Here is a 12,789-nt window from a genome sequence, read left to right on the forward strand (position 1 = left end):
ATGCTGGCTGAGAGAGAAAGCGATGACGGGCCAAGCGAGGGCTCGGCTCAGTAGTTGCCGAGGGGCCAATCGGTGTAGCCCTTGGCGCCGCCGCCGTAATAGGACTCACGCGGTGCGATGGTCAGCTCGGCGCCGACGCGCAAGCGCTGCACCAGGTCGGGGTTCGAGATGAACAGACGACCAAAGGCCACTGCATCGATCTTCCCCTGGCCGCGGCGCTCGATGGCCATGTCCAGGTCGTAGTTGTTGTTGCCGATGAAAGGGCCATCGAACAGGCCGCTCAAGGCATCCATGTCCACGCCCGGCGGCACCTCGCGGGAGGTGGCCGTCGCGCCTTCGACGACGTGCAGATAGGCCAGACTCAGGTGATTGAGTTGCTCGATGAGATAGCCATGCAGCGCCATGACGTTGCTGTCGGGCGGCGTATTGCCGGCATCAGGAGTCACCGGCGACAAGCGGATGCCGACCCGATCACTGCCCCAGATCTCGATGACGGCACGAGTGACTTCCAGGGTGAGGCGCGCGCGGTTCTCGATCGAGCCACCGTATCGGTCGGTACGCTGGTTGGTGGAATCCCGCAGAAACTGGTCGAGCAGGTAGCTGTTGGCGGAGTGGACCTCGACGCCATCGAAGCCTGCCCGCTTGGCGTTTGCAGCGGCGAGCCTGTACTGATTGATGATTGCGGAAATTTCATCGGTCTCCAGCGCCCGCGGCATCGATACGGGGACAAAGCCTGCCGTCGTATAGGTGTTGCCTTCGGCACCGATCGCCGACGGTGCTACCGGCGCCTGCCCACCGGGCTGCAGCTCGACACTGGAAAAGCGCCCGACGTGCCAGAGCTGGCTGACGATCTTGCCTCCTGCCGCATGCACCGCATCCGTGACCTTGCGCCAGCCCGCCACCTGCTCATCGCTCCAGATGCCGGGTGTGGCGGCATAACCTCGGCCCTGGGCAGAGATGTTGGTGGCCTCGGCCACGATCAATCCAGCGGTGGCACGCTGCGCGTAGTAGGTGGCATGCAGTTCGCCGGGTACACCGTCCTCGCCGTAGCGGCTGCGCGTTACCGGCGCCATGACGATACGGTTCGCCAGTTCGATGGAGCCCATTCGGGTGGGCGAGAAAAGATCGGTAAGTGCGCTGCTGTCAGTCATCTGAATCACTCAAAAGTAGACCGGTCGTCTAGTTACCGGATAAAAAAAAGCGCATGCTAACGAAGCAGGCGCTTGGTCATGCTCATGGCGGTGTCGAAAGACTCGGTGGACTTGTTCACCTTCACTAGGAGACTGGCCCCCAGCCAGAGTTGATAGAGCGATTCAGCGAAGTCTCTGCTATTTCCATCCGCATCGACGCTGCCATCGGCGACGCCCATGTCGACACAGGCGGTGATGCGCTGAATGATCTTCGCCGTCCCTCTTTCGAGAACGCCACGCATGTCTTCGGACAGATCGCAGACCTCTGCGCCCAGCTTCACGACCAGGCACTTGCCCTCGGGAAGCTCGGTGCCCTGAGTCTCCGTCCAGTAGTTGAAGTAGGCCAGTAGACGCTCGGCGCCGCTACCCGGCCGCGCCATGAGCGTATCGACACGCCCCAGGTATTCGGAGAAGTACTCTTCCAGCAACGCCTGGCCGAACTCTTCCTTCGACTTGAAGTAGTAGTAGAACGACCCCTTGGGCACGCCAGCGGTACTCAATACCTCTGCCAGGCCCACGGCGGTGTAGCCTTTATTGGTCATCAGCGACTTGGCCACATCGATGATGTGCTGTCGCATGTCTTGAGCTGGTTTTTTCATATGCCGCGCATGATAGACAAAAATAGACCGGTCGTCTACAAGTCGCTACACGCGAAACCCTGGGTGAAGGCATTCGCTGCAGGCACCCTGCTCACAGCCGGAAATGCTGATGAATGGCCTGGGCAAGCAGCTCGATCGCCTCGTTGTCGCGCGCCGTGGATGAGCGCAGGAACACCACTTGGTGCTCAGCGGCCTGGGGCAGCTCCTCGACGATGCGCATGGCGCTGCTCATTTTCGCGCGATCCATCAGGGTAATTGCCAGCCCCGACTCGACGCAGGCCCTGATGGCCTGGCTGGACGGGCTTTCGAGCACCACCCGCCAGGTGTGACCGGCCACTTTCAGCGACTCCAGCATCAGGCTGCGGTACGGGCAGTCGGCGGCGTGAATGGCCAGTGGGATGATGCCTTTTCCGGGCTGCGGATGGGACGCCGCCGCGACCCATACCGGCGTGGTGGCGACCAGCGCCTGGGCTCTGGGCTCGCGCTGCTGCAGCGGCAGGTTGAGCACCGCAGCATGCAGCTTGCCGGCCTGCACCTGGTCACGCAGCGTGTAGCTGGAGGCGGTCTTCACCTCCAGCACCACGTTGGGCCAGGCCGCCGCGAAGACCGGCAGGATGTCGCGGATCACATGGGCGGCGTACTCGTCGGGTATTCCCAGTCGAATGCGCCCGACCAGCCGCGGGCCGTGCAGCTCGGCGAGCACCCGGTCGTGGGTGCTGAGCAGTTCTCTGGTCGAGCGCAACAGCCGTTTGCCCAGCACGGTCAACGCCACCGACTGATTGTCGCGGTCGAACAACCGGCCCCCGGCGACCGCTTCCAGGCGCTGGATATGCACGCTGATCGCCGCCGGACTCTTGTGCAGTTGCTCGGCGGCGGCCTTGAAGCGGCCGCTGCGCGCCACCGTGTGGAAGGTGCGGATCAGTTCGATGTCGAGTATGGCGCTCATAATTCAAAAAATCCGAACGATTGATTCAATACATTTTGATTTATTAGATTACCTCCCTTTCGTAGCCTGGACCTACACCCTTCGTCCGGTCATCTGCCATGTCCTCTGCACCCACCGCTCACCTCTGGCACGTCGCCATTCCGCTGCTGGTACTCGAAGCGGCGCTGGTGGTGATCTGGAGCTCGGGCTTTATCGGCGCCCGCTTCTCCCTCGATCATGCACCCGCCATGCTGGTAGTGTTCTGGCGCAGCCTGCTGTTCGCGCTGCTGCTGGCGCCCTGGGCGTTACCGCGCCTGCGCCACGCCTCGCCTGCCACCCTGCTGCGCCACGCCGGCATCGGTTTGCTGGCGATGGGCGGTTACCTGGCCGGTGTGGTTCAGGGCATCGCCCTGGGCGTGCCTGCCGGGCTCGCCGCCCTACTGGCCGACCTGCTGCCCATGGGGGTCGCCCTGCTCAGCGTGCTGGTGTTCCAGCAACATCTGGGTTGGCGCACCTGGCTCGGCCTGATCATCGGTCTGACGGGCGTGGTGCTGGTCACCTCGGATGCGCTGGCTTGGGGCGATGCGCAGTTGTGGGTCTATGGTTTACCACTGCTGGGCATGCTCTCGCTGGCGATCGCCACTCTGTGGCAGAAACGCACCAAGGCCACATCGTCGCTCGACCTGCTCGGCAACCTGTGGCTGCAGTGCTGCATCTGTTGCGTGCCGTTTGCGCTGCTGGCCGCAATGGACGGCAGCCTGATGCCGCTGCCCTCCACTGGTTTCGCCCTGAGCGTGCTGTGGACGAGCATTTCCACCACCGGCGGCTACGGCTTGTACTGGCTGTGCCTGAAGCGCTCGACGCCAACCCGGGTGGCCAGCGTGCTGTACCTGAGCCCGGCAGTGACCCTGGTGTGGGCCTGGGCGATGTTCGGTGAGCCGCTGTCCTGGCTGATGGGCCTGGGCACGGTGATTTCTGGAGTGGGTATCTGGCTGGTGGTGCGTAGCGAACCGGGACAACGCGATGACGGGCATGCCGCGGCGGACCCGTCATCTGCGTCGCTCAAAGCAGCTTGTCGAGGGTGATCGGCAACTGGCGGATACGCTTGCCGGTGGCGTGATAGACCGCATTGGCCACTGCCGCAGCGACGCCGACGATACCGATTTCACCAACGCCCTTGGAGCCCAGCGGGTTGACGATCGGGTCGTCCTCGTCGACGAAGATCACCTCGATATCACCGATGTCCGCATGCACCGGCAGGTGATAATCGGCCAGGTTGTGGTTCATGCAGCGACCCAGCTCGTGATCGATCATCGCCTCCTCGTGCAGGGCCATGCCGATACCCCAGACCACACCACCGAGAATCTGGCTGCGCGCGGTCTTGGCATTGATCACCCGGCCAGCGGCAATCGCACTGACCACCCGGGTAACCCGCACGGTGCCCAAGGCCTCATCCACCTGCACCTCGACGAACACCGCCGAGTGGGTGGCGCTGGCATAGCGCTCGCGCAGTTTGCCGGGCTGTGCCTGCACCTCAGCTTCGAGGCTGCCGTGGCGAGCCAGCAGCGTGTCGAGATCTACCGACCGCTCGGTATCCTCGCCCTGCTGCACGCGACCGCCGGCGAAACGCAATGCGCTGGCATCGCTGAAGGGCGCCCCGGGCAGTTGCCGGGCAGCATCGCAGAGCTGTTCGGCCAGCGCCAGACAGGCTTCGCGCACCGCACTGCCGACCGAAGATACGGTGAAGGAGCCGCCCTGCAACGGCGCCTTGGGCAGGCTCGAATCGCCAAGTCGGAACTCGACACGGGCGGGATCCATACCGAGGGTGTCGGCGGCGATCTGAGTCATGACCGTGGCAGTGCCAGGGCCGATGTCGCAGGTCGCGCTGGCGACGATCAGACGACCATCGGCGGTCAGCGTGGCGCGGGCACTGGCCGGCATCTGCATGGCTTCCCACACCCCGGTGGCCATGCCGTAGCCGATCAGTTGATTACCCACGCGCATGCTGCGCGGTTGCGGGCTGCGCTTGCTCCAGCCGAAAGCGTCGGCGCCCTGTTGGTAGCAGGCACGCAGCTCCTTGCTGGAGTATGGCTTGCCTTCGTTCTGGTTGGTTTCCGCGTAGTTGGTCAGGCGCAGTTGCACGGGGTCGACGCCAGCCGCCCAGGCCAGTTCGTCCATGGCCGATTCCAGGGCGAACAGCCCTGTCGCGGCGCCAGGCGCGCGCATGTCCAGCGGGGTGTAAACGTCCAGTGGCGCCAAACGATAGGCCAGGCGCAGATGGTCGCAGTGGTAGAGCATGCCCGACCACTCGGCGACGTGTTCGGTGAAGTCTTCGAAGCGCGAGGTCTGGCCGATCACTTCGTGCACCAGCCCCTGCAGCCTGCCGTCGGCGGCTGCGCCCAGTTGCAGCCGCTGCACGGTACGGGGGCGATAGCCGAAGGTGAACATCTGCTGGCGGGTGAGCGTGACACGTACCGATTGCTGCAAGGTCAAGGCCGCCATGGCCGCCAGTGGCAACTGATACTGCGGGCGCAGCCCCGAACCGAACGCGCCGCCAACGAAGGACGACAGAATACGCACCCGCGCAGGGTCGAGCTTGAGCACGCTGGCCAGGTACTGCTGGCTGTTCTGCGGCCCCTGGGTCTTGTCGTGCACCAGCAAGCTACCGTCGGCCTGGTAGATCACCGTCGAGGCATGGGGCTCCATGGGGTGGTGATACTCGTTGGGTAGCTCGTATTCGAGCTCCAGGCGCAGCGGTGCACCCGCGATGATCGCATCGGCGTCGCCACGACGCTCCGGCAGTTCGGCCGGCGCTGCATGGGCACTGTCGAGCACCTGCAGAAGGTCCGTGGCATGAGGCTGCTGCTGGTACTCGATGCGCACCAGCGAAGCGGCATGGCGAGCGAGCTCCAGACTGTCGGCGACCACCAGTGCCACGGGCTGGCCGCTGTAGCGCACGCGCGCGTTGAACAGCGGACGAAAGGGCGAGCCGTCGGCCGCGTCGTCGTCTTCATAACTCTCATCGTCCTGCGCCATTGGCGGACGATTTTCATGGCTGAGCACCCGTTTGACCCCAGGCAGAGCCTCGGCTGCCGAGGCATCGATGCGGGTGATGCGGCCGCGTGCGATCACGCTGCAGATCACGCTGCCGTGCAGCAGATCATCGGCGGGATATTCAGCCGCATAACGGGCCTGGCCACTGACCTTCAGCGGGCCGTCGACACGGTCGAGGGGTTTGCCGAGCGTAGGCGCGTTCATGGGCGGTCTCCTTCTGCGGCGGTGGTCAGGGCGCGAACGATGGCGCGGCGCGCCAGCTCCACCTTGAAGCCGTTGTGGATCAGCGGCTGAGCATCGCGGAGAAGCAACTCGGCGGCCGCCTCGAAGTGCTCGTTGCTGGCGGTCAGGCCGACCAGGCTGTCCTCCACCTCGATGCGCCGCCAGGGTTTGTGCGCAACCCCGCCCAGGGCCAGGCGCGCCTGGCGGATCTGCCCATCGGCATCGAACTTCAGCGCCGCCGCCACCGATACCAGGGCGAAGGCGAACGAGGCCCGATCACGCAACTTGAGGTAGGCGTGATGGGAGGCGAAACCCTCGGCCGGCAACTCGATGGCCAGGATCAGCTCACCCGCCTCCAGCACGGTGTCCTGCTGTGGGGTATCGCCCGGCAGGCGATGGAAGTCGGCGAAGGGCACGCGGCGCTCGCCGCCAGGGCCGATGATCACCACCTGAGCGTCGAGCGCGGCGAGCGCCACGCAGAAGTCCGAGGGGTGCACCGCCACGCAGTGCTCACTGGCACCGAATAGCGCGTGGTAGCGGTTGAGGCCCTCGCGCGCCGGGCAACCACTGCCGGGCTCGCGCTTGTTGCACGGCACCTGGCTGTCGTAGAAGTAATGGCAGCGGGTACGCTGCAGCAGGTTGCCGCCGGCACTGGCCATGTTGCGCAACTGCGGCGAGGCACCGGACAACAGCGCCTGGCTGAGCAGCGGATAGCGACCCTCCACCTCTGGGTGCCAGGCCAGATCGGCATTGCTGACCAGCGCTCCGATGCGCAGGCCACCATCGGCGGTGGCCACCACATCGCGCAGGGGCAAGGCATTGATGTCGATCAGCCGCTTGGGCCGCACCAGGTTTTCCTTCATCAGGTCGACGATGTTGGTGCCACCGGCGATGAACAGGCTGTCCGGCCCGGCCAGGCGCACGGCTTCGTCGATGCCCTGGGGTTTGCTGTAGGCGAAAGGCGTCATGGGCGCACCGCCTTTTCACAGGCCGGCAAGGCTTCTTCGATGGCGGCGACGATGTTGCTGTAGGCACCGCAACGGCAGAGGTTGCCGCTCATCCGCTCGCGAATGTCAGCGGCATCGTCGATGCGCCCTTCAGCCGCCAGCCCGACCGCCGAACAGATCTGTCCGGGCGTGCAGTAGCCGCACTGGAAGGCATCGTGTTTGACGAAAGCGCGCTGCATCGGGTGCAGTTCACCGTTTTGCGCCAGACCTTCGATGGTCGTCAGTTCATGACCGTCGAGCATCACCGCCAGGGTCAGGCAGGCGTTGACCCTGCGGCCGTCGAGCAGCACCGTGCAGGCACCGCACTGACCGTGATCACAGCCCTTCTTGGTGCCGATCAGGTCGAGTTCTTCACGCAGCAGATCGAGGGCCGTGATCCACGGATACACCTCGATGTTGAGGGGGCTGCCGTTCAACGACAGGGAAATCGCACGGCGTTGTGAGCCGTCAGTGATGGTCTCGCTCATGGGGCTACCTCGGTTCGCTCGGATGTCTGGTGCATCCGTTCAGAATCTGAGGTAGGTGCCGGTAAAAACGTTCAGGTTGGATCGAGACCGCAGAGCGGTTCGCTCAAGAACCTGTTCACGATCTTTCTAGGCGACAGTAGAGAGACTGCTACAAGGCGTTAGCGGTCATCGGCGCAGTATCTGTGGGAGCGGGCGGGGACGCCCAGTCCATGCCCGCGATTTTTCGCGCGCATGGCGCGCTCCCACAATGGATCGGCGAACGGCTGCTTTCGCCCCACTTTGCAGCTAAAGCGCTGAAGTCGAGCCGAAAGATCGTGAACAGGTTCTAAGGCGTGAGTTTCTTCAGCGGGTAAATGTCGTAACGGCTGGACTTACCCTCCAGTGCATAACCTGGTTTCGCCCCCTCGATGATCGGCGCCTTGCGTGGGCGTTTGACCACCACGCGGTGGCTGGCGAGTTCGAGGGCCGCTTCCAGCAACGCCGGAGCATCCGGATCGTCTCCAACGAAAGGCCTGAACAGGCGCATCTCCTTCTTCACCAGTGCGCTCTTGTCGCGATGGGGAAACATCGGGTCTAGGTAGATCACCTGAGGCGCTTGCTCTTGCCAGTCGGCCATGATGGAAATGGCGTTGCCCTGCAGCAGACGCATGCGCGCGACGATGGCCGCCACCTCGGCATCGGCGGCAGCCCGCAGCAGGCCGTCCTCGAGCAGCGCGCCGATCAGCGGCTGGCGCTCGATCAGGCTGACGGTGCAACCGAGGCTGGCGAGCACGAAGGCATCGCGTCCGAGACCAGCGGTGGCATCCAGCATCCGGGGCCGGATGCCCGGCTGGATGCCCACGGCCTTGGCGATCATCTGCCCGGCACCACCCCCGAACTGACGCCGGTGCGCGACCGCGCCCTCGACGAAATCCACCCGCACCGGCCCCGGCGCCTGAGGGCCAAGTTCGACCAGTTGCAAGCCGGCTTCGCCCAGCTGCAGCGCGAACTCGGCCTCCCCCTCCACCGGCAACCCGAGGCGCTGCGCCCACTGTTGCGCTGCTTCATGCAGGTGCGGGGCGAGGGCCTCCATGCGGATACGCGCGGCGGGCTGTCTTTCACTCATTGCGGATCGTCCATCGATAACGGTAAAGGGCTCAATGTGGGCCTTGATCGGCCGATAGCCTGTCTATGCGATAGTTTGCCAGAGCCCGCCGCCTGATGTTCGATGTCATCTCCCGTATTCCCGGTGATACCCGGGTCGCGTCTCAGAAAGCCGGTACACCCTCGAGTGCCAGCTCGGCGCTGTACGACCAGATTCTGCGCAGCGTGCTGTTGTCGATGGAAAGCCCTGCCAATAGCACGCTCCCGCTCCCTGCGCTGGCAGCGGCGGATGAGGCCCCGGCACAAGGCATTCGCACCCTCGAAGATGTGATGATGCAGCGCCAGTTCGTCTGTTCGGTGCACGACACCGACAGTGCCCTCACCCTCGATCAACTGGCCCTGCAACCGCAGTCCCTGACAACGCTTGATGAAAGCGAACGGAGCAAGACCAACGCGTTGCTCGCGGAATCACTGAATCCCTGGGAACTGCTGCTCGGCCGTCTGACGCTGCAACAACGCCTGGCCGTCTGAGCGCTCAGCGGCACATCCGAAACATGCCCATATCCAGATGGAAGTGGTCGCGGTGAGCCGCGTTGTAGTCGGGGCCCAGGGTGGTGTTGAAGCTCGCGCAGGCAGCCTTCTGTACCTGACGCAGAAACAGCGATTTGTCATCGCTGCCGGGCCAATCACGCAGCACGCTGATGCGGCTGCCATCGGCCAGGCGAAAGCCGACGATATCCAGGGCATTGGCCGAAGCGTGCTGGCTGCGCCGCTGACTGCCGGCGATGGTGCGGCAGGCGAAGCTGCCGACATGGTCGATCTGGGTGACGCGCTGGCCGAACACCTCCTGCGCCGCCGGCTGCAAACCGTGCCGCTCGAACAGGGCGAATGCCGCCGCCACCGGGCAGGTGGCGATGAAACTGCTGCTCAAGCGTACATCGCTGCCCTGCACGCGCACCGTGTTGGTCAGCGGGCAGTCGGCCGCAGGTGTGCTGTCGGCCAACGCCACATAGCGCAGCGACGAGGTATCCAGCACCGTGCGGCACAGCGCCGGATCGCCCTGCAGGCGTCCAAGCTTGTAGCCGGTCAGCCAGTTCGGCGCATCGCGCAGGTCCAGCGGTGCCCAGGGGTTCCAGCGTGGCGGCACGTCGATCCACTGCCGGTACAGCGCCAGCGGCCCGCCCACCATGACGAGCAACAGCAACGCGATCAGAAAATTGCGCATGCTCAGCCGCGAAACAGATCATTGATTCGGTCGAACGACACCGCTTGCTGGGCACCACGCAGATCGCCGCCGTCGGCAAGCCCCGTGGCGGCTTGCAGAAAGGCGCCATAAGCCACCCGCGCCAGGTTGGAGCCGAGGCTCACGCGCTTGACGCCGAGTTCGGCCAATTCGTCCAGCGACAGGTTCAGGCTTGGCGAGCCGACCAGCACGTTGACCGGTCTTGGCGCGACCGCCTGCACCACCGCGCTGATCTCCTCGCGACTTGTCAGACCCGGCGCATAGAGCACGTCGGCTCCCGCATCGGCGTAGGCCACCAGACGGCGAATGGTGTCGTCCAGATCCGCACGGCCGTGCAGGTAGTTCTCTGCCCGCGCGGTCAGGGTGAAGGCAAAGCCCAGGCTACGAGCAGCGGCGACCGCGGCATGGATGCGCTCCACCGCCAGCTCGAACGCATAGATGGGCGAGTCGGCTCGCCCCGTAGCATCCTCGATGGAGCCACCGACCAGGCCGACCGCTGCCGCCAGACGCAGGGTCTCGGCGCAGTCCTGGGGGCTGTCGCCGTAACCGTTTTCCAGATCCGCGGCCACCGGCAGGGCCGTGGCGGCGACGATATCCCGGGCATTGGCCAGGGCTTCGTCACGGGATACCGCGCCTTCCGCGTCACGCCGGCCCAGAGAAAACGCCAACCCGGCGCTGGTGGTGGCCAGCGCCTGGAAGCCGAGGCTGGCGAGCATCTTCGCCGAGCCGGCATCCCAGGGGTTGGGCAGCACCAGCAGACCATCCTGTCGATGCAACTGACTGAAGCGTTCGCCGAGGCGCTGTTGTGCGGACATGCTGGGACTCCCTGAAATCTGGCCGATGTGCTCGGGTCAGCTCGCAGGGTATCGGAGTTTTCCAGCCGTGGAGAAATTCACTATTTTGCCAGCGGAACGAGAGTGGGCTTTTTCAACCTTGCGGTCGCATGCCCTGAGACAGGCCCAACACCAACCAGAGCAGATTCTGACTGGCCTGCGCCTGGGCCGCCGAGGTGCGTTTGAGATCAGGGTTGGCACAATAGCTGCGCCCATGGCTGCTCACCACGCCATGGCCAGGTTCGTACCAGGAAGCAGCCGCCGCCACCGATACACTGAGCGCCGCCACAAGGAACAAACCTCGCGCTATTTCTAATCTCATGAGTGCAACCTCTTGATGGCGCTACAAACGCCGTCTGCTAACACTAGATCACGATAAGCAGTTGCAACTTTTCTCAAGACGAACGGTATACCGCCATGGCGGTCGCCAGAAACTACAGATAAAAAAACCCCGCGGCAAGCGCGGGGTTTCTCGTTACTGCAGGTGCCGGGTGGCTTACATCATGCCGCCCATGCCACCCATGCCGCCCATGTCAGGCATGGCCGGAGCGCCTTTGTCGTCAGGCACTTCAGCGATCATCGCCTCGGTGGTGATCATCAGGCTGCCGATGGACGCAGCAGCTTGCAGCGCGGAACGGGTGACCTTGGCCGGATCGAGAATGCCCATCTCGATCATGTCGCCGTAGACGCCAGTTGCAGCGTTGTAGCCGTAGTTGCCCGAACCCTGCTTGACCTTGTCGACCACGACGCTCGGCTCGTCGCCGGCGTTGGCAACGATCTGACGCAGCGGCGCTTCGACAGCGCGACGCAGCAGAGCGATACCGACGTTCTGGTCTTCGTTGTCGCCCTTGAGCTCGGAGATCGACTGCAGCGCGCGCACCAGGGCAACGCCACCGCCAGGCACCACGCCTTCTTCGACGGCTGCGCGGGTAGCGTGCAGGGCGTCTTCAACGCGGGCTTTCTTCTCTTTCATTTCGACTTCGGTACCGGCACCGACCTTGATCACGGCGACACCGCCAGCCAGTTTGGCCAGACGCTCTTGCAGCTTCTCTTTGTCGTAGTCGGACGAGGTGTCTTCGACCTGTTTGCGGATCTGCGCAACGCGCGACTCGATGTCGGCTTGCTGGCCAGCGCCGTCGATGACGGTGGTGTTTTCCTTGTTCAGGACAACGCGCTTGGCTTGACCCAGGTGCTCCAGGGTGGCGCTTTCCAGGCTCAGGCCGACTTCTTCGGAGATCACGGTACCGCCAGTCAGGATGGCGATGTCCTGCAGCATGGCCTTGCGGCGATCACCGAAGCCCGGCGCCTTGACGGCAGCGACCTTGACGATGCCGCGCATGTTGTTGACGACCAGGGTAGCCAGCGCTTCGCCTTCGACGTCTTCAGCAACGATCAGCAGCGGACGGCCAGCCTTGGCGACAGCTTCCAGCACCGGCAGCATTTCGCGGATGTTGGAGATCTTCTTGTCGACCAGCAGGATCAGCGGGCTGTCCAGCTCGGCAACCATGGTGTCCGGCTTGTTGATGAAGTAAGGGGACAGGTAGCCACGGTCGAACTGCATGCCTTCGACGACGGACAGTTCGTTTTCCAGGCCAGAGCCTTCTTCAACGGTGATCACGCCTTCTTTACCGACTTTTTCCATGGCTTCGGCAATGATGTCGCCGATGGAGTTGTCGGAGTTGGCCGAAATGGTACCGACCTGAGCGATTGCCTTGGTGTCAGCGCAAGGCTTGGACAGGTTCTTCAGCTCTTTGACGATGGCGATGGTGGCTTTGTCGATACCACGCTTGAGGTCCATCGGGTTCATGCCGGCAGCGACGGCTTTCAGGCCTTCGTTGACGATGGCCTGAGCCAGAACGGTAGCGGTGGTGGTGCCGTCACCGGCAGCGTCGTTGGCCTTGGACGCAACGTCCTTGACCAGCTGAGCGCCCATGTTCTCGAAGCGATCTTTCAGCTCGATTTCTTTGGCGACGGAAACGCCGTCCTTGGTGATGGTCGGAGCGCCGAAGCTCTTTTCCAGAACCACGTTGCGGCCTTTCGGGCCCAGAGTCGCTTTGACGGCATCAGCCAGGACGTTCACACCGGCGAGCATTTTCTTGCGGGCGGAGTCGCCGAACTTAACTTCTTTAGCAGCCATGGAAATTGATCCTCAATTCTTGACGGTTA

The 12,789-nt window shown here is 63.9% G+C and carries 13 protein-coding genes; 2 read left to right on the forward strand and 11 right to left on the reverse strand.

The annotated features are described in order from the left end of the window. Positions 1 to 47: 47 nt before the first annotated feature. The 3 genes from ACT9T4_RS05175 to ACT9T4_RS05185 all read right to left on the reverse strand — a co-directional run bounded on the left by ACT9T4_RS05175 (position 48) and on the right by ACT9T4_RS05185 (position 2,735). Entirely contained in the window at positions 48 to 1,151 is a 1,104-nt protein-coding gene (locus ACT9T4_RS05175; protein ID WP_499115866.1) for an alkene reductase, read from the reverse strand. Positions 1,152 to 1,207: 56 nt separating this feature from the next. Continuing rightward, positions 1,208 to 1,789, reverse strand: coding sequence for a TetR/AcrR family transcriptional regulator (locus ACT9T4_RS05180; protein ID WP_042554956.1), 582 nt, complete (start codon positions 1,787 to 1,789; stop codon positions 1,208 to 1,210). A 91-nt stretch (positions 1,790 to 1,880) separates the two neighbouring features. Next, positions 1,881 to 2,735: a LysR family transcriptional regulator gene (locus tag ACT9T4_RS05185; RefSeq protein WP_042554955.1), complete on the reverse strand. Its 855-nt coding sequence runs from the start codon at positions 2,733 to 2,735 to the stop codon at positions 1,881 to 1,883. A 98-nt stretch (positions 2,736 to 2,833) separates the two neighbouring features. Between ACT9T4_RS05185 and ACT9T4_RS05190 the strand changes: the two genes are divergently transcribed. Then, on the forward strand, positions 2,834 to 3,799 hold the full coding sequence (locus ACT9T4_RS05190) for a DMT family transporter (protein ID WP_499115869.1): 966 nt from the start codon (positions 2,834 to 2,836) through the stop codon (positions 3,797 to 3,799). Here the strand turns inward: ACT9T4_RS05190 and ACT9T4_RS05195 are convergent. The 4 genes from ACT9T4_RS05195 to ACT9T4_RS05210 form a co-directional block, all read right to left on the reverse strand. After that, complete coding sequence (locus ACT9T4_RS05195) at positions 3,777 to 5,972, reverse strand: xanthine dehydrogenase family protein molybdopterin-binding subunit (RefSeq protein ID WP_499115871.1); 2,196 nt, start codon at positions 5,970 to 5,972, stop codon at positions 3,777 to 3,779. The genes ACT9T4_RS05190 and ACT9T4_RS05195 overlap by 23 nt on opposite strands. Further along, entirely contained in the window at positions 5,969 to 6,958 is a 990-nt protein-coding gene (locus tag ACT9T4_RS05200) for an FAD binding domain-containing protein (RefSeq protein ID WP_042554952.1), read from the reverse strand. The genes ACT9T4_RS05195 and ACT9T4_RS05200 overlap by 4 nt, the downstream gene beginning before the upstream one ends. Then, the gene (locus tag ACT9T4_RS05205; RefSeq protein WP_042554951.1) at positions 6,955 to 7,464 is read right to left on the reverse strand and encodes a (2Fe-2S)-binding protein; all 510 of its coding nucleotides are present in this window, start codon (positions 7,462 to 7,464) and stop codon (positions 6,955 to 6,957) included. The genes ACT9T4_RS05200 and ACT9T4_RS05205 overlap by 4 nt, the downstream gene beginning before the upstream one ends. A 325-nt stretch (positions 7,465 to 7,789) precedes the next feature. After that, complete coding sequence (locus ACT9T4_RS05210; RefSeq protein ID WP_373565168.1) at positions 7,790 to 8,536, reverse strand: class I SAM-dependent methyltransferase; 747 nt, start codon at positions 8,534 to 8,536, stop codon at positions 7,790 to 7,792. 128 nt (positions 8,537 to 8,664) lie between these two features. Here ACT9T4_RS05210 and ACT9T4_RS05215 point away from each other — a divergent pair, with 128 nt between their 5' ends. Then, positions 8,665 to 9,078 carry a hypothetical protein gene (locus ACT9T4_RS05215; RefSeq protein ID WP_499115873.1) on the forward strand — a complete coding sequence of 138 codons (414 nt, stop codon included), beginning with the start codon at positions 8,665 to 8,667 and terminating at the stop codon, positions 9,076 to 9,078. A gap of 4 nt (positions 9,079 to 9,082) precedes the next feature. On the opposite strand, the gene ACT9T4_RS05220 is transcribed toward ACT9T4_RS05215, so the two are convergent. From ACT9T4_RS05220 to groL, 4 genes are all read right to left on the reverse strand, one after another. After that, entirely contained in the window at positions 9,083 to 9,772 is a 690-nt protein-coding gene (locus ACT9T4_RS05220) for an extensin-like domain-containing protein (protein WP_042554948.1), read from the reverse strand. A gap of 2 nt (positions 9,773 to 9,774) precedes the next feature. After that, positions 9,775 to 10,605 carry an isocitrate lyase/PEP mutase family protein gene (locus ACT9T4_RS05225; RefSeq protein ID WP_499115875.1) on the reverse strand — a complete coding sequence of 277 codons (831 nt, stop codon included), beginning with the start codon at positions 10,603 to 10,605 and terminating at the stop codon, positions 9,775 to 9,777. A 112-nt stretch (positions 10,606 to 10,717) separates the two neighbouring features. Next, the gene (locus ACT9T4_RS05230) at positions 10,718 to 10,945 is read right to left on the reverse strand and encodes a hypothetical protein (protein ID WP_042554946.1); all 228 of its coding nucleotides are present in this window, start codon (positions 10,943 to 10,945) and stop codon (positions 10,718 to 10,720) included. 174 nt (positions 10,946 to 11,119) lie between these two features. Further along, complete coding sequence (groL, locus tag ACT9T4_RS05235) at positions 11,120 to 12,760, reverse strand: chaperonin GroEL (protein ID WP_042554945.1); 1,641 nt, start codon at positions 12,758 to 12,760, stop codon at positions 11,120 to 11,122. Between the last annotated feature and the right edge of the window lie 29 nt (positions 12,761 to 12,789).

Source organism: Pseudomonas sp. SZ40 (genome assembly GCF_052958135.1).

Coding starts and splice junctions, on each gene's coding strand:
- ACT9T4_RS05190 (WP_499115869.1), top strand. CDS start 2,834: ATGTCCTCTGCACCCACCGCTCACCTCTGGCACGTCGCCATTCCGCTG.
- ACT9T4_RS05210 (WP_373565168.1), bottom strand. CDS start 8,536: ATGGAGGCCCTCGCCCCGCACCTGCATGAAGCAGCGCAACAGTGGGCG.
- groL (WP_042554945.1), bottom strand. CDS start 12,760: ATGGCTGCTAAAGAAGTTAAGTTCGGCGACTCCGCCCGCAAGAAAATG.
- ACT9T4_RS05200 (WP_042554952.1), bottom strand. CDS start 6,958: ATGACGCCTTTCGCCTACAGCAAACCCCAGGGCATCGACGAAGCCGTG.
- ACT9T4_RS05220 (WP_042554948.1), bottom strand. CDS start 9,772: ATGCGCAATTTTCTGATCGCGTTGCTGTTGCTCGTCATGGTGGGCGGG.
- ACT9T4_RS05205 (WP_042554951.1), bottom strand. CDS start 7,464: ATGAGCGAGACCATCACTGACGGCTCACAACGCCGTGCGATTTCCCTG.
- ACT9T4_RS05185 (WP_042554955.1), bottom strand. CDS start 2,735: ATGAGCGCCATACTCGACATCGAACTGATCCGCACCTTCCACACGGTG.
- ACT9T4_RS05195 (WP_499115871.1), bottom strand. CDS start 5,972: ATGAACGCGCCTACGCTCGGCAAACCCCTCGACCGTGTCGACGGCCCG.
- ACT9T4_RS05175 (WP_499115866.1), bottom strand. CDS start 1,151: ATGACTGACAGCAGCGCACTTACCGATCTTTTCTCGCCCACCCGAATG.
- ACT9T4_RS05225 (WP_499115875.1), bottom strand. CDS start 10,605: ATGTCCGCACAACAGCGCCTCGGCGAACGCTTCAGTCAGTTGCATCGA.
- ACT9T4_RS05180 (WP_042554956.1), bottom strand. CDS start 1,789: ATGAAAAAACCAGCTCAAGACATGCGACAGCACATCATCGATGTGGCC.
- ACT9T4_RS05215 (WP_499115873.1), top strand. CDS start 8,665: ATGTTCGATGTCATCTCCCGTATTCCCGGTGATACCCGGGTCGCGTCT.
- ACT9T4_RS05230 (WP_042554946.1), bottom strand. CDS start 10,945: ATGAGATTAGAAATAGCGCGAGGTTTGTTCCTTGTGGCGGCGCTCAGT.